General features: G+C 46.7%; 16 protein-coding genes. 10 read left to right on the forward strand and 6 right to left on the reverse strand.

Going from position 1 to position 15,790, the window contains the following annotated elements; all coding sequences use genetic code 11:
- Positions 1-15 precede the first annotated feature (15 nt).
- The 3 genes from V7Q13_RS01525 to murQ are packed head-to-tail and all read left to right on the forward strand — an operon-like array spanning position 16 to position 3,021.
- Positions 16-1,296 carry a hypothetical protein gene (locus V7Q13_RS01525; protein ID WP_333798915.1) on the forward strand — a complete coding sequence of 427 codons (1,281 nt, stop codon included), beginning with the start codon at positions 16-18 and terminating at the stop codon, positions 1,294-1,296.
- 33 nt (positions 1,297-1,329) lie between these two features.
- Positions 1,330-2,169: an N-acetylglucosamine kinase gene (locus V7Q13_RS01530; RefSeq protein WP_333798916.1), complete on the forward strand. Its 840-nt coding sequence runs from the start codon at positions 1,330-1,332 to the stop codon at positions 2,167-2,169.
- 33 nt (positions 2,170-2,202) lie between these two features.
- The gene (murQ, locus tag V7Q13_RS01535; RefSeq protein WP_333798917.1) at positions 2,203-3,021 is read left to right on the forward strand and encodes an N-acetylmuramic acid 6-phosphate etherase; all 819 of its coding nucleotides are present in this window, start codon (positions 2,203-2,205) and stop codon (positions 3,019-3,021) included.
- Between the two features lie 106 nt (positions 3,022-3,127).
- On the opposite strand, the gene V7Q13_RS01540 is transcribed toward murQ, so the two are convergent.
- Positions 3,128-3,895 (reverse strand): FkbM family methyltransferase, encoded by a 768-nt coding sequence (locus tag V7Q13_RS01540; protein WP_333798918.1) that lies wholly within the window; start codon positions 3,893-3,895, stop codon positions 3,128-3,130.
- Between the two features lie 32 nt (positions 3,896-3,927).
- A complete protein-coding gene (locus tag V7Q13_RS01545) occupies positions 3,928-4,965 on the reverse strand; it encodes a sterol desaturase family protein (RefSeq protein ID WP_333798919.1) in 1,038 nt (345 codons plus the stop codon).
- Between V7Q13_RS01545 and V7Q13_RS01550 the strand changes: the two genes are divergently transcribed.
- Entirely contained in the window at positions 4,948-5,766 is an 819-nt protein-coding gene (locus V7Q13_RS01550; protein ID WP_333798920.1) for an alpha/beta hydrolase, read from the forward strand. The genes V7Q13_RS01545 and V7Q13_RS01550 overlap by 18 nt on opposite strands.
- A gap of 176 nt (positions 5,767-5,942) precedes the next feature.
- Here V7Q13_RS01550 and V7Q13_RS01555 read toward each other — a convergent pair whose 3' ends face one another.
- The 4 genes from V7Q13_RS01555 to porW form a co-directional block, all read right to left on the reverse strand.
- Complete coding sequence (locus V7Q13_RS01555) at positions 5,943-6,776, reverse strand: YwqG family protein (RefSeq protein WP_333798921.1); 834 nt, start codon at positions 6,774-6,776, stop codon at positions 5,943-5,945.
- A gap of 36 nt (positions 6,777-6,812) precedes the next feature.
- The gene (locus tag V7Q13_RS01560) at positions 6,813-9,218 is read right to left on the reverse strand and encodes a transglycosylase domain-containing protein (protein WP_333798922.1); all 2,406 of its coding nucleotides are present in this window, start codon (positions 9,216-9,218) and stop codon (positions 6,813-6,815) included.
- Between the two features lie 102 nt (positions 9,219-9,320).
- The gene (locus V7Q13_RS01565; protein ID WP_333798923.1) at positions 9,321-9,839 is read right to left on the reverse strand and encodes a toxin-antitoxin system YwqK family antitoxin; all 519 of its coding nucleotides are present in this window, start codon (positions 9,837-9,839) and stop codon (positions 9,321-9,323) included.
- 2 nt (positions 9,840-9,841) lie between these two features.
- Positions 9,842-12,841: a type IX secretion system periplasmic lipoprotein PorW/SprE gene (porW, locus tag V7Q13_RS01570; protein WP_333798924.1), complete on the reverse strand. Its 3,000-nt coding sequence runs from the start codon at positions 12,839-12,841 to the stop codon at positions 9,842-9,844.
- Between the two features lie 179 nt (positions 12,842-13,020).
- On the opposite strand from porW, the gene V7Q13_RS01575 reads away from it, so the two are divergent.
- The 6 genes from V7Q13_RS01575 to V7Q13_RS01600 are packed head-to-tail and all read left to right on the forward strand — an operon-like array spanning position 13,021 to position 15,771.
- Positions 13,021-13,425, forward strand: coding sequence for a hypothetical protein (locus tag V7Q13_RS01575; RefSeq protein ID WP_333798925.1), 405 nt, complete (start codon positions 13,021-13,023; stop codon positions 13,423-13,425).
- A gap of 20 nt (positions 13,426-13,445) precedes the next feature.
- Positions 13,446-13,868, forward strand: coding sequence for a bactofilin family protein (locus V7Q13_RS01580; RefSeq protein ID WP_333798926.1), 423 nt, complete (start codon positions 13,446-13,448; stop codon positions 13,866-13,868).
- Positions 13,855-14,109, forward strand: coding sequence for an AtpZ/AtpI family protein (locus V7Q13_RS01585; protein ID WP_333798927.1), 255 nt, complete (start codon positions 13,855-13,857; stop codon positions 14,107-14,109). Before V7Q13_RS01580 ends, V7Q13_RS01585 begins: the two co-directional genes overlap by 14 nt.
- Positions 14,106-14,531 carry a hypothetical protein gene (locus V7Q13_RS01590; protein WP_333798928.1) on the forward strand — a complete coding sequence of 142 codons (426 nt, stop codon included), beginning with the start codon at positions 14,106-14,108 and terminating at the stop codon, positions 14,529-14,531. Before V7Q13_RS01585 ends, V7Q13_RS01590 begins: the two co-directional genes overlap by 4 nt.
- Before the next feature lie 32 nt (positions 14,532-14,563).
- A complete protein-coding gene (locus V7Q13_RS01595; protein WP_333798929.1) occupies positions 14,564-15,181 on the forward strand; it encodes a SprT-like domain-containing protein in 618 nt (205 codons plus the stop codon).
- Positions 15,182-15,210: 29 nt separating this feature from the next.
- Positions 15,211-15,771, forward strand: a complete 561-nt coding sequence (locus tag V7Q13_RS01600) for a hypothetical protein (protein WP_333798930.1) — start codon at positions 15,211-15,213, stop codon at positions 15,769-15,771.
- Positions 15,772-15,790 lie beyond the last annotated feature (19 nt).

Below are 15,790 nucleotides of genomic sequence, written 5' to 3' on the forward strand. Positions count from 1 at the left end.
CCCAATGTGCAAAGCATGGATAAAAAGAAGGCCCGGATACTCATTATTGCCGAAGAATTGGAATACGACCGCACCAGTTGCGGTCTGCTCAATACAAAGATGACAGAAGTGCTCAGCCAGCATTTTGCTCTACACCTGCTGGTGGGTGGCAGGGTAGGCAAGCCTATATTTGAACTGCCATTAGCATCAATAGAACAGGTAAAGTTGCAGCAACCAACCGCCTGGAAACTGATGGGAAAAGTTCCACTTTTGCGCAGCCTGCCCGAAAAGCTGACCGGATTTAACCATGCTTCTTATTACAAATTGCAGCAGTGGACTCAGGCCATTAAGCATAAACTGGCGAAGGATTCTTACGATTTGGTATTGCTCTTGGGCAGTGGTATGGGCTGGTATGCTCACATGGCATTCAGCAATTTGCTGCCTTATGCCGGCAAGTTTGTTATTTCCATTCATGATCCGTTTCCCATGGCCATGCTGCCAGAGCCGTACAATGTACCCATCGACAATGGCCAGCGCCAACTGATGAAACGCTTCAATCATCTTGTGGAGCAAGCTACAGGTTGCTATGCACCATCGTTGCGGTTGATAGAGCATTTAAGCCCTGTTTATCCGGCATTGGCCAGCAAAGCGGTGGTAGTGCCGCACTTGGCGCATCAGCTTCCTTTTTTACTGCAGCCCGCCAGCCCACCAGCCGAAAAGCAAGTTGCTTTGTTGGCGAAAATTCAACCATTGCACAGCAGTACACATTTTTTGCTGGTACACATGGGTACTTTGCTGGAAGGGCGTTCGCCCGGTTATTTCATCAGTGCCATGCTGCAATTTTTAGAGTCACATCCTGAGGCAGAAGCGCATACACAGGTGGTGTTTATTGGTCAGGTGCACCCCAAGTTGCTGCCCGAATTTGACCCTGCGGCGAATCACAAAAATTTTATTATTGAAAACAATACCCGCTTAACCTACGGCCAGGCGCTGGTTTTGCAAAAAGCTGCTGCTGCCAACCTCGTAATTGAATCAGCTACATACCATTCTCCTCAACTTTTTGGTAAGTTTGCTGATGCGGTGATGGCCGATAAACCGATACTTTGTATTGGCCCGGCTACTTCCGAAGCAAGGCGGGTAGTGGGCAATGATTATCCCTATCAGGCAACCAATGGCAAAGAGGAAGAAATACGGTTGATGATTGAGACCTTGTACCGGAACTGGCGGGAGCAACCCAACCAAACACTGCAACGCCCCGATTTACAGCATGCATTTCACCCACAACGATTGGTGGATGCCATTAACTCCTGGCTGTAGTCGACATTCACCCAGGGAGTTATTACTACCAACATGATACAATTGATTGCGGATAGCGGCGCCACTAAAACCACCTGGAGTTTGATTGGCGGAGCCCGTACGAAAACCGTCAGTACTGCCGGTATTAGTCCGTATTTTTTTACTGCAGCCGATATTACGGCACTGTTGCAAAAAGATTTACTGCCCAAGCTGAAAGATGCTCCGGTTGAAGCCATTCATTTTTATGGTACTGGTTGCGCCACGAAAGAAAACCAACAGCTGGTAAAAGCAGGATTGAAAGGCGCTTTTAAAGGGGTAAAAAAGATTAGTGTAGAAAGTGATTTAACTGCAGCTGCCAGAGCCCTTTGCGGTCACGATAAAGGCATCGCCTGCATATTGGGAACCGGTAGCAACAGCTGTGTGTACAACGGCAAAAAAATCGTTCGAAACAATCCTGCGCCGGGGTTTATACTCGGCGATGAAGGGAGCGGTTCTTACCTGGGAAAGAAAACAGTGCAGTATTTCATTTACCAAACTTTTGATGAAGAACTGCAACACCGGTTTCAGGTGAAGTACAACACTCACTACCGCGAAATACTACAGCATGTGTACAAAGAACCATGGCCCAACCGTTACCTGGCTTCTTTTACACCCTTTCTCAGTGAAAACCGCGGCCACTACATGGTAGAAAACATCATAGAAGATGGCCTGAGTGATTTCATTACCACGCATTTGTACAAGTATCCCGAAACCTGGAAACATCCCATTCATTTTGTGGGCAGTGTAGCCTGGCATTTTAAAGATGTACTCAAAGACCTGTGCAACAGTTTTGAACTGAGCATGGGGCAGGTGCTACAATCGCCCATGCAAGGTCTTATCCGTTATCATCAATAGCTTTACGTTCGGTTTTATATTTCAATACATCTCATGTCAGAATTTACAAGAGTAACAGAGCAACCTTCCCGCTACCGCCATTTGGAAAAAATGTCGGTGCACGAAATACTCACCAATATCAATCAGGAAGATAAACTGGTGCCGCTGGCAGTGGAAGCGGCTTTGCCATCCATAGAAGCATTGGTAGAAGCCATTGCCGATAAAATGCTGAGCGGTGGCCGTTTGTTTTACATAGGCGCCGGTACCAGCGGCCGCTTGGGCGTGGTAGATGCCAGTGAGTGCCCGCCTACTTACGGTGTACCACACGGATTGGTCATTGGCCTTATAGCCGGTGGCGATGATGCCATGTTTAAAGCCGTAGAATTTGCCGAAGACAGCAAAGAAGAGGGCTGGAAAGATTTGGAAAAACATTTTGTAAGTGATAAAGATGTGGTGGTGGGTATTGCTGCCAGTGGTACCACACCCTATGTGATTGAAGCCTTGCGGGAATGTCGTCAACGGGGTATTATTACCGGCAGCATTACCTGCAACCCCAATGCACCGGTGAGTAAAGAAGCCGACTTTCCGATTGAAGTGGTAGTAGGTCCTGAGTTTGTAACCGGCAGCACCCGCATGAAAAGTGGTACGGCACAAAAGCTGGTGCTCAACATGATTAGCACCAGTGTGATGATACAGCTCGGCAGGGTGGAAGACAACAAAATGGTAAACATGCAGCTGAGCAATGAAAAGCTGGTAGACCGTGGCGTAAAAATGCTAATGGAAAAAACCGGTGAAGCTGACTATGAAAAGGCTAAATCACTGCTGCTGAAATACGGCAGCGTTAAAGCCGCCATGGAGCAAACGGTGAAATAATTCCGCTGCAATAGATTTTCCAGATCTGTGCATTCGGGGCTAAAAAGTTATGGCCGCAGATGCACAGATTTTTTTATAGCGATGGAATGAGGATTGCTGGCGACTCTTATGCCGTATGGTAGGGTTCGAACATGTGCACCAAATCTTCGTTGTAAAACAACAGACATTCCCGCAAGGGTTCCATCGAGAAATTGTACTGACTCATCACTTTGAAAAACGCCTTCGATGTATCGCGGATGCGGCGGTCGTGCAGCTCTACGGCAATGAATTTGGTGCGGGGCAGCCATTCTTCCGGGTTGTTTTCAATCACGTGTTTTTCGGAGCCTTCAATATCCATTTTTAGCAGGTCAATCGTCGCCCAGTTTTTTAGGGCCATAATTTCCGGGATGGAATAGGCTTTCATAGCGCCGGGTCTTTCTGCTGGCACTTCGGCTACTTCAAATGACGTGTGGCCGCGGCCTTTATCTACCAATTGCAAATGCGCCGGATAGCCCCAAAGCCCGCCTTTTAAAGCGGTGATTTGCGGATAGGCTTGGGTATTCTTTTGCAAGTATGGATAGTTGAAATCAGAGGGTTCGATGCTCACAATTTCGGCCTGCGGATAGCGGTTGGCAAAATAGACAGCAGCTAAACCAATATTACCACCGGCATCGAGTATGGTTAGCGGTTGATGGGGCAATCTGAACTTGTAATCCTGTGCCACCAGAATGAAATCAAATCCATCATAATCGTCTTTGTACGAACGAAAATGAATGGGATGTTTGTACTGATCAATTTTCAGTGTGGTAAACTGATCTCGTTCTGCCTTCCACATTACCCGCAAAGCATTTTTCCACCCGAGGTGATAACGCAGTCTGAAAAATGATGTACGCATGAGAGTCAGCTTTAAATAGGGTAGGATGTATGTTAGTTGTTGTCTGGCTGCCATTGCCCTTTGGCTTCCAGTTGTCGCAGTTCATCACTGGTGTGCCGGCTGCCATCGTGGCTCCAGCCGGGCGGTGCCAGCAGGTATTTCAGTTTGGTAAAGAATGGTACTGGTTTCTGCAAGTCTTCAGCAATGGCCTGCCACTCATGGGTAACCACAGTCAGCGCATTGCGTTCGGGTTGCTTGCTGGTTAGTCCGTAGCGGATGGGCTGGTATTTTTGCTCATCCAGCTCAGCCTGAAATGTGCCAAAGAGTTTGTCCCACACGATCAGGAACATGCCCATGTTTTTATCGAGGTACAAAGCATTGCTGGCATGATGTACCCGGTGGTGCGAAGGCGTCACCAGCACATATTCGGCCCAGCCCATTTTTTTGATGAACTGCGTATGCACCAGGATACCCCAGATTTGCGTAGCCGAAAACATGATGAGAATATCCGTTGGGTTAAAGCCAAACAACGCCAGCGGAATAAAGAACACAAAACGATACAATGGCTGCAACACCGAACTTCGGAAGCCTACAGTAAAATTGAACAGCTCAGAAGAATGATGGGTAACATGCACGGCCCAAAACATGCGTACCGTATGCTCTAACCGATGCAGCCAGTAAAAAATAAAATCTTCGGCGATGAGCAGCACCAGCCAGTACACCAAAGGATTACTGATTTGGCCAAAGCGGTGTTTGAATACATACACCAGCACCAGCAGGTACACACTGCGAAACAGCACATCAATGCCAGCGTTGAGCAGCATCATGTAGGCATTGGTCAGCGTGTCTTTTACGCTGTACACTGGTTTATGCCGGTAATTGCTCAGCAGTATTTCGCCCAAAATAATGAGCACATACAGTGGCGTTGAAACGAGAATGAGTAGATTTTCCCAATAGCTAATCATAGACGGCGGCAAAGATAACGGCCACAGCCTTGCGATTTTGGCGATGGCTGCAGCAATTTGCATGAGCTTTTCCTCATTCCCCCTACTTTTGAAACCATGACCGCTGCTGTGAAGAGAAATGTACATACGGAATCGTTGCTGCATTATGAAGTAGACCATTTTGTGCTGGATAGCTATGCCCTCGACAGGGCCGTGCTGGTCGATGTGTACCGGCCGCAATTGCAGGCAGGAATGCAGCCGTCTTTACTGCTGGTAAATGACGGGCAGGATTTACCCAAAATGCCTTTTGCACCCATCATTGATGGCTTGTATACCGCTGGTAAAATTCGGCCGCTCATGGTGGTGGCCATGCACTGCAGCGAAGAACGCAAACTGGAATACGGCACTGCAGACATCCTCGATTACATGAGCCGTGGCAGCCGTGCCCGCTACCACCGCAAGTTTGTGTTGGACGAATTGATTCCGTACATACGTCAGGAATATTTCCTGCCCGTAATTCAGCAAATTGGGTATGCCGGTTTTTCATTGGGTGGCCTGTCGGCGCTGGATGTGGTGTGGAAGCATCCCGAAATTTTTAATGTAGCAGGTGTTTTCAGCGGCTCACTGTGGTGGCGCCTGAAAGATTTGAACGATGGCTATGAAGAATCAACAGACCGCATTATGCACAAGCTGGTGCGGGAAGGAAAATATGCCGACAACCTGCGTTTCTTTTTTGAAACAGGTACGCAGGATGAAACCATGGACCGCAACAACAACGGCATTATTGATAGCATAGACGATACATTGGATTTGATACAAGAGCTGGAGAATAAAGGCTACGACCGGGAGCAACACATTCGCTACCTCGAGTTGCAGGATGGCCGTCATGATGTGCCTACCTGGGCCCTTGCCTTTCCCGACTTTTTGACCTGGGGTTGGGGCAAATAACGGATGCGGCAGTATGCAGCATAAAAAAATCCATTCCAATTCGGAATGGATTTTTTTATGGAATTATTCTAAGACTTTCTAATAATCGGAAGTAGGTTGGGCTCATATACGATAACCTAGCACTATACTCTCTTAACTTAAAAGTACCAAAACAGCTGATTATGTTGCCTAAACGACTAGTGACATTGTAAAGTAAAATCTACTCTTTTTGTTTGTTCATCATAGAAAACATATACCATTCCGACATCACCCCACATCAGGTCAGCATTTTCTTCGGAGTCAATTTGAAAAAGTAATTTCATGTTTTCTCCATTACTAAGCGTTGGTGTACTTTCTCCTTGAATCCACCTTGGGTATCCTCCTAATTGACTTTGAAAGTCTTGCTCACCAATTAATTTTTCAACTACTATTTCATAACCATCCCAATCATTTTCAAGATTTAAAAGGCTTGAAATTCTCAATGTGTTCTTTTCATATAGGTCAATGCCTTCCCAATCGGGTAAAGACTTTACTTGTGTAAACAAAACTTCACAATAAGGTTTCTCTTCTTGTAGTATTGGATTGTCAATCTTTATCAATCTATCAGTATTGAGTGTTTCATAAATTTTGACCAACCAGCCATCCTCTTCTGTTTGCCAAGGGAATGTTTCTACATCATAGAAAAATTGTACAAGTTTTACAGATTTTGGAAGTTGAATATCATCGCTATTGAAAATTTGAAAAATGAAATCTAAGTCGTTGCCATTTTGTGCTTTTGGCCAAGAATCACCTTCTTCAAAATATGGCTGCCCACCAAAGTGTGATATTAATTGTGAATTTTCAGGAGGAGAAGATGCTTTTTGAAGTTCTAATTTTGTAGCATTTCTGATAAGTGGTGAAACTAGTTGTTGTAATTCTTCAATAGCAACCAGATTTTGAGTAGTCGTGTCTTTTTTGTTAACTAAAAGATTACCCAAATCAGTTACTTTATTTGATTTGAAAATATTCAATATGTTTTTGATAAAACCCATATTGTAATGATCCAAGTTAAATTACCACCACTTCTTTTAATTCTTTCTGACCGGTGCCGGCAGCACTGCTTTCGGAGCTTTGTCTGCGGGGTCTTGCTGTTTGCGTCCCGTGTCGGGCTTGGGCTTGTTGTTGGTTTTCGGCTGCTCATTTACCGGCAGTTCCGATTCGCCGCCAATTTGACCAAGGCCATTGGTATCTAAGCCATCGCCAAAGTAATCATCAATGTTTCCGTTGCCCATGTCTTCGCCTTCGGCATCGGGGCTTTGCGGGCCATTTACATTTTGGAAATAGTCGTAGTTAATATCGTTTTTGTCGATGGCTGGTTTCACAAATTTAGCTTCGTTATCGTAGCCCAATTTGCGGTCGTTGTATACTTTTTGCAAAAACATACCACAAGCTGGCAGTGCTGCTGCACCACCATAACCTTCGGCAGAACTGCTGGGGAAGTGAATCCAGTTTTCGTCGCAACCAACCCACGTGCCGGTGAGCAGTTCTGGCGTATACACCATAAACCAGGCATCGGTGTTATCGTTGGTAGTACCAGTTTTAGCGCCCATTTCAGCTTTTACACCATAGGCGTTCATACGGGTGGCAGTACCAAACTTCACCGCACCGCCCATCATCTTGCACATGTTATATGCAGCTACTTCGCTTATCACTTCTTTTATCTGCGGTGCCACGTTTACAATTACGTTCCCGTTACGGTCTTCAATACGGCTAATGAATTGCGGTTTGGTATTGAAACCGCGGCCGGGAAACATAGTGTACATCCACATCATTTCGTACAAACTCAGGTCGCAGCTACCGAGGGCCAACGAAGGGTAGGCGTCGAGTTTGGTTTGCACCTGACAGCGATTGAGGAAGTCTACAAAACGCTGTGGCCCGATTTGCTTCATCAGGTAAGCGGCACAACCATTGAGCGACTGAGCAAGGGCCACGGCCATCGGTGGGCTGCCACCACGGGCACCTTTGCCATTGGCGGGTACCAGTCCGTACCCCGGAAAGTTTTGCTGCACGTTTTGCAATGGCGTTTCCGGAGAAAAACCTGCTTCTTCTATGGCCTGACAGTACAGCATGGGTTTGATGGTAGAACCTACTTGCCGCTTCACATTCAGGTTTACGTGGTCTATTTTAAATGTCTTGTAATCGATGCCGCCAACCCATGCTTTTACAAAACCAGTTTGCGGCTCCATGGCCATAAAACCGCTTTGCAGCAAGGTTTTCAAATACTTGATAGAATCGAGTGGCGACAGGGTGGTGTCTGTTTCTCTTTTGGCATTCCAGGCAAATATTTTCATTTGCACCGGCTTGTTAAATACAGCCCTGTTTTCCTCGTCCGTCAGACCGTCTTCTTTTTGGGCCCGCCAGCGGTCGCTTTGCTTCATGAATTTTTCCAGTTCCTTATCACGGCCGTTGAATACTGTTCCATTTTTTACAAAGCCATACTGCTTAAACACCCGCTGCCTTGCCGCCACATTTTGCGCCACTGCTTCTTCGGCATACAATTGCATGTGCGGGTTGATGGTAGTGTAAATTTTCAGGCCATCTCTATAAATGTCATACTTCTCACCGTTCGATTTTACCAGGTCTTTCAGTAGTTTGCGTACTTCATCTTTCACTACATTTTCGCGAAAGTAGGGGGCAATACCTGAGTTAGCATCCAACTTTTTATAGTTCAGTTTAATCGGTTCCCGCTTGAGTTTGGAAGCATCGGCATCACTCAAAAAGTTATTACGCACCATTTGATCGAGTACTGTATTTCTCCGGTCCAACGCAGCCTTTGGATTGCGGCGGGGGTTGTAGGTGGTATTGGCTTTGAGCATGCCAACCAATACAGCGGCCTCTGTAAGTTCCAGGCGGTCGGGTTCTTTTTGGAAAAACGTACGGGCTGCGTTGCGAATGCCGTACACATTATCGCCAAATGCTACGGTGTTGAGATAGTAAGTAATGATTTCGTCTTTGGTAAAATTGCGTTCAAGCTTCACCGCAATAATCCATTCTTTAATTTTTTGCACCCCACGGGTAAGCTTGTTGGTAGCCCGCTGACCGCCAAAAAGGTTGAGGGCCAATTGCTGGCTGATGGTGGATGCACCACCGGCGGGGTCGAACGTAACCACGCCTTTTACAGCCCGCAGCAACGACTTGCCATCTATGCCGCTATGGTCGTAAAAGCGTTCGTCTTCTGTAGCTACCAATGCTTTTATTACGTATGGCGAAATGTCTTTGAAGCCAACAGGGCTGCGGTCTTCCAGATAAAATTTGCCCATGGGGGTGCCATCATCGGCATACACTTCTGATGCCAATGATGCGGAAGGGTTTTGCAAATCTTCGATGGAGGGCATTTTGCCCAATAGCCCAAAATTGGTGGCTACAAAAAGCAGCACTACCAACAGCAAAAATCCAATGGTGGCTTTCCAAAGCAAACTAACTGCACGGGTCATGGATGGAATTGATTTTTATCGAAGAACAGATGTCGGTAAAATTTGGCACAAAATAGCAGAAGCAGGTGTGTGTAAGGCCATTTTTTAACAAGCGTTTGGTGCTTATTTCAGCTTTTCGCCCCGCTGGGTGAATTCGTGTGTTTCCAGCAGGCGGCCATTTTCATCGAAACTGCGCCATACGCCGGTTTTGATGCCGTTGATAAAGCGGCCGTCTTCCCGCACCCGGCCATCGCTGTAAAAGTATTTGGCAAAGCCATCGGCTTTTCCCTGTTGGTTAAAACTGAGTTTGAAAATACGCTGGCCGTTTGGATAAAAAGCTACGCTGTCAATGATGCGGCCTTTGTTTTTTTCTGTCATCAGCAGTACCTGGCCTTGCACATCGTACCACAGTTGCATTTGTTTTTGGCCGTTGCCTATGATGATTTCTTCGCCACGCACCACGCCCAGCAATCGGATGCTAGTGTCGGGCACGATGGGTATAACGGTATCGGCCATATTGGGCAGTTGGCGCAGATAAGCTGTGTCAATGGTTTCTACCATTACATCGCTGGTGTTGGGTTTGCAACCAATAGCAAAGGCTGCTGTAAGCAATGCCAAACAAGAAAGGCGAATGATGTTCATAATCAGAATTTACCGGGGAAAGATTGTTTCAGCAGTTGCTCGTACTCTGCCATATTGGGGTCTTGCGCCAAGGCTTCGATGCTGGCATCGTTTATGATGATAAATCGGTATTTGGCAGCATCCAACCAGGTAAGGACTTGCTTGCTGGCCACAGGTTTGAAATAGTCAATGTAGGTGTATGCCGCCGATGCATCGGTGAAAGCAGGTGAGCGGAGAATGACCAGAAACAGGTTGTCTTTCAGTTTTTTCTTTTCTGCAGTAACCGTAGCCACCGGTGAGTTTTTGCGGGGCGAACTATTGATGGAGTATAACACTTCATTTACATAAGCCGGGTCAATGTTTTCGAGTACAATGGCTACGTTCTGGCTGGCATTGGGCAGCAGGTTGAAGCGGGAAGGCTTCTCCACTTTGGTTTCCACCAGTTGGGTACTCACCGTGTCTTTCACCGGCTTGGGTGCCACCGTTGGCGCTACGGGCTGGCTGGGCTTTTGTGTTTGAGTGGTTACAGGGCCAGGCTTAGTAGCATGGGTTGTAACCGGCACTACCATGCGTTCTTCTGTGGCCCGGGTTACTTCCAGTTTGCTCAGGTAATCTTCAATTTCTTTGCGGCGGGGCAGTACTTCTTTTATCAGCTTGGCTCTTTCTGCCAGCGGGTGATCGGCAAATTTGCTGATGATATTATCAAGCTGACGGTTGGCCAGCGAGTCTTGCTTGCTTTGCAGCAAGTACACCGTTTCAATGTAGAGCAGCTGAGGTGTCCAGTAGTTATCTCCAAAGCTGCTATCCGCCTGCTGCTTTAGTTGCGTGGCTTCTTTAAACTTACCTTCTAAAAACAGGTTGTACACCTGCTTGTAAGCATTGGTAGCGGCGGTTGTTTTTTGGGCTGCAGCTTTTTGTTCGGGGCTGTTGCTGTTGGCAGCTTTTGCCTGTGGCGATTGCCCGTATTTTTCCTGCAGCAAACGACGGGCTTTATTGGCCAGTTCGGTATCGCCTACCTTGGTGTAGCAATGAATGAGGTTGAACAAAGACTGCGTCACCAGCTGTCCGCTGTCTACATTTTCCAGCACCATTTCATAGTACTTAATGGCTTCGGGATAATCTTCAATTTGCTCATGCAGCGCCAGTGCTTTTTTATACAAAGCATTGTTGATGCGTAGCTTGGTTTTCAGTTGGCGTTCTTCACTAATTGGCAGTCGGCTATACAGGTTGTCAAACGAAATATCCGAAGTATCGAACTTTTCTTTTTCATCCACGCCAGCTGTTTCTACAAAAGTGCCTGTTTGTCCGCCAGGGGTAGCCCGCTTGTTGGTTACAGATGTGGAAGAACTTCGCCGCCAGTTGTCTACGTTAGGACGGTCGCCAAATTTTTCGCGGAAACTATTGAAGCCATTGGCCCTGCGGGGCACATCGTAGAAATACCAGGTGCCTGTATTGTTGCCAAACAAATCGGCTGTAGTGGCAGGTGTGGCGCCAGATGTGCCGCCGGTGTTCAGTTCCTCTTTCAGCCCTTTTTGTTTGCGCAGTATTTTGGCAATGTTTCTTACCGCATTGGAGCGTTCTGGTTCTGGTGTAAGGGCCAGTTGTAAAAGGCTATCATTCAGGTGGATAATTTCATCGGCTTCAAATACTGCCTTGGTGCCGGGGCGGCGCATTTCTGTTTGCAAAGAGTCGGCTTTTTTCGATAGCGAAGTATTTACGCTATCGTAAGGCAAGGCTGCTTGTCCGTATTTTTTTGCGGCATACCGCACATTGCCCAACAGTTGAAAACTGCTGCTGCGTTGTGCAGCATTATCGGTATTGAAGCGGATGCTGGTTTGTAAATAATTATCAGCCGCTTCGTAGCCATTGCGTTCTACTTCAAACAAAGCAATGGCATAAAAAATAATATCGCGGTAGTTGCGGTAGCTGTCTTTTTTGGCCAGCGATTTCAGGTCGGCAATGTTCTGGTCAATGATATTGGGGTCTTCGCTTTTGCGTAAGCGAATGGTGTTGAGGCGGGCATAAATTTCCATCACCGGATCAATGGCTGACTTGGTTGCTTGCTGGTATGCTTCGGATGCTTCGTTGCGCATACCTGCCAATTGATACAATTGTCCGGTCAGGTAGTAGCGGCGGGCTTTGTCGTGCAAGCTGCTCGCATTAGCCACTGCTTTTTCGGTGTACACCGCAGCACTGTCGTATTGCTCCAGGCCGTAATACATGTAGGCGGTTACTTCATTCAATTCGTATTTCAAACGATCCGGAAAAACGGGATCATTTTTAATGGTGCTGAGCAAAGAAGATGCATCGAGGTAATTGCCTTTGGCCGTGAGTGTGCGAATCATCCAAAGGAAAGATTCGTTGCGGCTGGGCGGTCGGCTCAATGCTTTTTTTGCCAGGTTGGTTTTTTCTTTGGTAGCTATCGAAAATGCGTTGCTGCCTTCTACCGAGTTGCTGCCAATGGGTTGGTCGTACCCGTCTTTTTCTTTTGGCGCATAGCTGGTGTTGAGAAATTGAAACGACATCATGGCCGAGTCAAAATCCATGCGGTGCAGGTAAGCCTTACCCAACAGCAGGTACAGGTTGTCTATCCAGTCGTTGCGCAGGTCGTGCAGCAAAATGCCGGTAGTCACGGTTTGCAAAATGGAATCAATATCGCCGTTGGCAGCTGTTGTTTTTAAACTGTACGGGAAAAATGACAACAGTTCTGTGTAATCGTCTTTTTGTGTTTCAATAGCCTGATCAATGATTTTGATGAGCTTTTCATTGGCATTGAAATAGTAGTTGTAATGCGTGTACGTGTTTTGAAAAAAACGGCGGATGGGAGTGAACTTTTTGTCGGCCATTTTTTCGGAACCCAGCTTGCGTTCTTCAAACTGCTTGGGTTTTTTCATCTGAAACTCCAGCTTGGGTTGTGCTGTGGCCATCAAGGCAGGAAGGCACATGGCCAGTAGCAACCAGCCGTGCAGCAAGCGGCGCAGGTATTTGAAAACGGAATATGAAGGCGTTAATTGGTTGGTCACTGGGTTAGATTTCGGATGCAACAACACGAGGAACAAAGAACGGTAAAACGGCAACGTTATCCAAAATGGGCCATTGCGGCATTGCCGTGCAACAAAGGCTGTTGTTGAAAGGAAAAATTGGCATGCTCATGATTGCTGCTTAATATTTGCAGGTAGTAACTGTATAAACGTACAAAGCCATGGAAACATTGCGAAACAAGCCCGTAGCCAAACGGCTGCGCAACCGCTACCGGTTGGTGGTTATGAACGATGATACGTTTGAAGAAGTGATCACCTTTAAACTCACCCGGCTGAGCGTTTATATCCTCATGAGCACGATATTTGTTGTACTCGTCGGGTTAACCATTGCACTCATCTCATTCACCAACCTCCGCTTTCTCATTCCCGGTTATGGCAAGCAAAGTTCGCTGCAGGAGCTGCGGCAGCTAAAAATGCGTACCGACAGTTTGGAAAAGGCCATGGGCCAGCAACAACTGTACCTGCAAAACCTGCAGAATGTACTGCAAGGCACCACACCCACCACCGTGCCGCTGGATACCAGCCTGCTCAAAAACCTGCCACCTACCGAAGAAATAACCGATTGATTGACCAAACAAACAGTGGAATGATTTTTCAGAAAAAAGAAGGGGGCGAACAACATGCGGGTAGCGATGCGGCCACTATTGTAGCCGCTGGCACCAGTGTGCTTGGCGATTTTACGTGTAGCAATCACCTGCGGATAGACGGCCATATTGAAGGCGATATTGTATGCGATAGCAAAGTAGTGATTGGCCAAAACGGTTCTGTCTCCGGCGCTATTACCTGCACCCTGGCAGATGTAAGCGGGAAGCTTTTTGGCGACATTATAGTTGCAGAAAGTTTGGTACTACGTAAAGGCGCTGTTATCAACGGAAACATACAAGCCAACCTGCTGCAAGTGGAGGCCGGTGTAAACTTTAATGGCAAATGCCAAATGGGAGCAAAGACAACAGCTGAACAAATAACAAAACCCAAGAAACCCGTTTTGGTGCCCAATGAAGTTGGATAAACCTACCAGCAACACCCATAGTTGGGCCAGGTATGCCGGCCTGGCCGGTCAAATGCTGGCCTCACTGGCGCTGGCTATTTGGTTGGGTAGCTGGCTCGATGGTAAAACGGACTTAGCTTTCCCCATTTTTGCACTTTCTCTTCCGCTGCTGGTATTGGTTGGGTTGTTTTGGCAGCTGATAAAAGAAACTACACCCCGCAACAAAAAAAATAACTCAGCAAAAGCTGACGATAAAACATGAACAAGAAGTTTATTCCCCTGATAGTTGTATTTGTGCTCATTTCGGCATTGTTACTGTTGTTTGGCAAACAGCTGGAAGCAAAAGGCTTTGATACGGATGTAATACTTATTGGCAACGTCGCCATTTTTGGTATTTCTATTTTGGCACAGTGGATGTACGCTGCTGCACTCACCAGTAGCAAAAGTTATGGGTTTGTACGCCAGGTATATGGTGGTTTTATCCTCAAGTTTTTTGCCTTGTTGATACTGGCCATGGTGTATTTCTATTTTGCCAAAGAAATTAATAAGCCGGCCGTTTTTAGTTGCATGGTTATTTACCTCATCTACAATTTTCTGGGAACATCGCAGGTGGTACGCAAGCAGGCCAAGGCTACGCATCCGGCTCCACAGCAGCCCCATTCGCACAAAAAGAAGCATCACTAATTTTTTGCAGCGTCTTATTTTTCAAAGCACACATGGCCGCCCGTCAGCATCCTTTTGAAGCATTGAAAGGCTACCTGCCTGCGGGTAGTTTTGATATGGTAATGCCGCTCATAACCGAGCACAAAGTACATTTGGTGATTACCAAAGAACGGCAAACCAAGCTCGGCGATTTCAGGCATGCTCACCGCAACAACAATCACCGCATTACGGTAAATGGAAATCTCAACGTACATGCCTTTCTGATAACACTCATACATGAGCTGGCACATTTGCTGGCCTACCAGCGGTATGGCCACCGCATACCGCCACATGGCAAAGAGTGGAAGTATACGTACAGCCAACTGCTCAGCAGTTTTTTAGCGGCCAATATTTTTCCTGCCGATGTAGCTCACGAACTTACATTAATGCTGGGCAACCCTGCCGCCAGCAGCAGTGCCGAAGATGGCTTGCAACGGGTACTCCGCAAATACGATGCCCCAAGGCCCGGTATTGCAACGGTTGAAGAAATTGCAGAAGGAGAGGCTTTTCAATTGCCCGATGGCCGGGCATTTATACGCGGAGATAAGCTGCGCAAACGCATCCGCTGTCACGAAATGCACAGCATTCGGGTGTACTTGTTTCATCCTTTGTATGAAGTACAGCGGCTTTAAGTACTTTTACAGCACCTTAAATTTTGGTTATGAAAAAAATCTTACTCTCCTCGCTGTTGTTTATGGCAACTATGGCTCAAGCTCAAACAGAAGAAAACTCAGTATTGGTAGGCGGTGGCTTAGCACTGCAAACCGGTAGCGGCAATAGTCAGTTTGCGTTTACACCAACTGTGGGTTATTTCTTCGCCGATAATTTTGTGTTTGGCGGCACCCTCAATTTTACCAATCAGAAATTAGGCAACGTTAAAAACAACTCCTTTGGTATTGGCCCCTTTGCCCGCTACTATTTTGGCAATACAAGCACTAAGCCATTTGTAGTTGGTGAATTCGATTTTCTTTCTACCAAGTCTACTCAAACAATTGGTAGTGTAAGCAACGTAACAAAAACCAATGGTACCCGCTTTTTAATTGGAATGGGTTTTGCCGCTTTTGTAAACGAATCAGTAGCTGTTGAAGGCGTAAGCGGTTACAACTTTAGTAAATTTAAAAACGTAGATGGCAATGGTGGGTTTACTCTCCGCTTTGGTTTTGGCATTTACTTCAACCGCCGTACAGCAAAAGATTTGAAAACAAATGTGATGGGTAAATAAGCTCAGCTGCAGTTTGCTG

This window comes from Phnomibacter sp. (assembly GCF_036803085.1).
Taxonomy (GTDB): domain Bacteria; phylum Bacteroidota; class Bacteroidia; order Chitinophagales; family Chitinophagaceae; genus Phnomibacter.

Coding starts and splice junctions, on each gene's coding strand:
- V7Q13_RS01545 (WP_333798919.1), bottom strand. CDS start 4,965: ATGTACATTTCTCTTCACAGCAGCGGTCATGGTTTCAAAAGTAGGGGG.
- V7Q13_RS01525 (WP_333798915.1), top strand. CDS start 16: ATGGATAAAAAGAAGGCCCGGATACTCATTATTGCCGAAGAATTGGAA.
- V7Q13_RS01530 (WP_333798916.1), top strand. CDS start 1,330: ATGATACAATTGATTGCGGATAGCGGCGCCACTAAAACCACCTGGAGT.
- V7Q13_RS01595 (WP_333798929.1), top strand. CDS start 14,564: ATGGCCGCCCGTCAGCATCCTTTTGAAGCATTGAAAGGCTACCTGCCT.
- V7Q13_RS01590 (WP_333798928.1), top strand. CDS start 14,106: ATGAACAAGAAGTTTATTCCCCTGATAGTTGTATTTGTGCTCATTTCG.
- V7Q13_RS01555 (WP_333798921.1), bottom strand. CDS start 6,776: ATGGGTTTTATCAAAAACATATTGAATATTTTCAAATCAAATAAAGTA.
- V7Q13_RS01575 (WP_333798925.1), top strand. CDS start 13,021: ATGGAAACATTGCGAAACAAGCCCGTAGCCAAACGGCTGCGCAACCGC.
- V7Q13_RS01565 (WP_333798923.1), bottom strand. CDS start 9,839: ATGAACATCATTCGCCTTTCTTGTTTGGCATTGCTTACAGCAGCCTTT.
- V7Q13_RS01600 (WP_333798930.1), top strand. CDS start 15,211: ATGAAAAAAATCTTACTCTCCTCGCTGTTGTTTATGGCAACTATGGCT.
- murQ (WP_333798917.1), top strand. CDS start 2,203: ATGTCAGAATTTACAAGAGTAACAGAGCAACCTTCCCGCTACCGCCAT.
- V7Q13_RS01585 (WP_333798927.1), top strand. CDS start 13,855: ATGAAGTTGGATAAACCTACCAGCAACACCCATAGTTGGGCCAGGTAT.
- V7Q13_RS01580 (WP_333798926.1), top strand. CDS start 13,446: ATGATTTTTCAGAAAAAAGAAGGGGGCGAACAACATGCGGGTAGCGAT.
- V7Q13_RS01540 (WP_333798918.1), bottom strand. CDS start 3,895: ATGCGTACATCATTTTTCAGACTGCGTTATCACCTCGGGTGGAAAAAT.
- V7Q13_RS01560 (WP_333798922.1), bottom strand. CDS start 9,218: ATGACCCGTGCAGTTAGTTTGCTTTGGAAAGCCACCATTGGATTTTTG.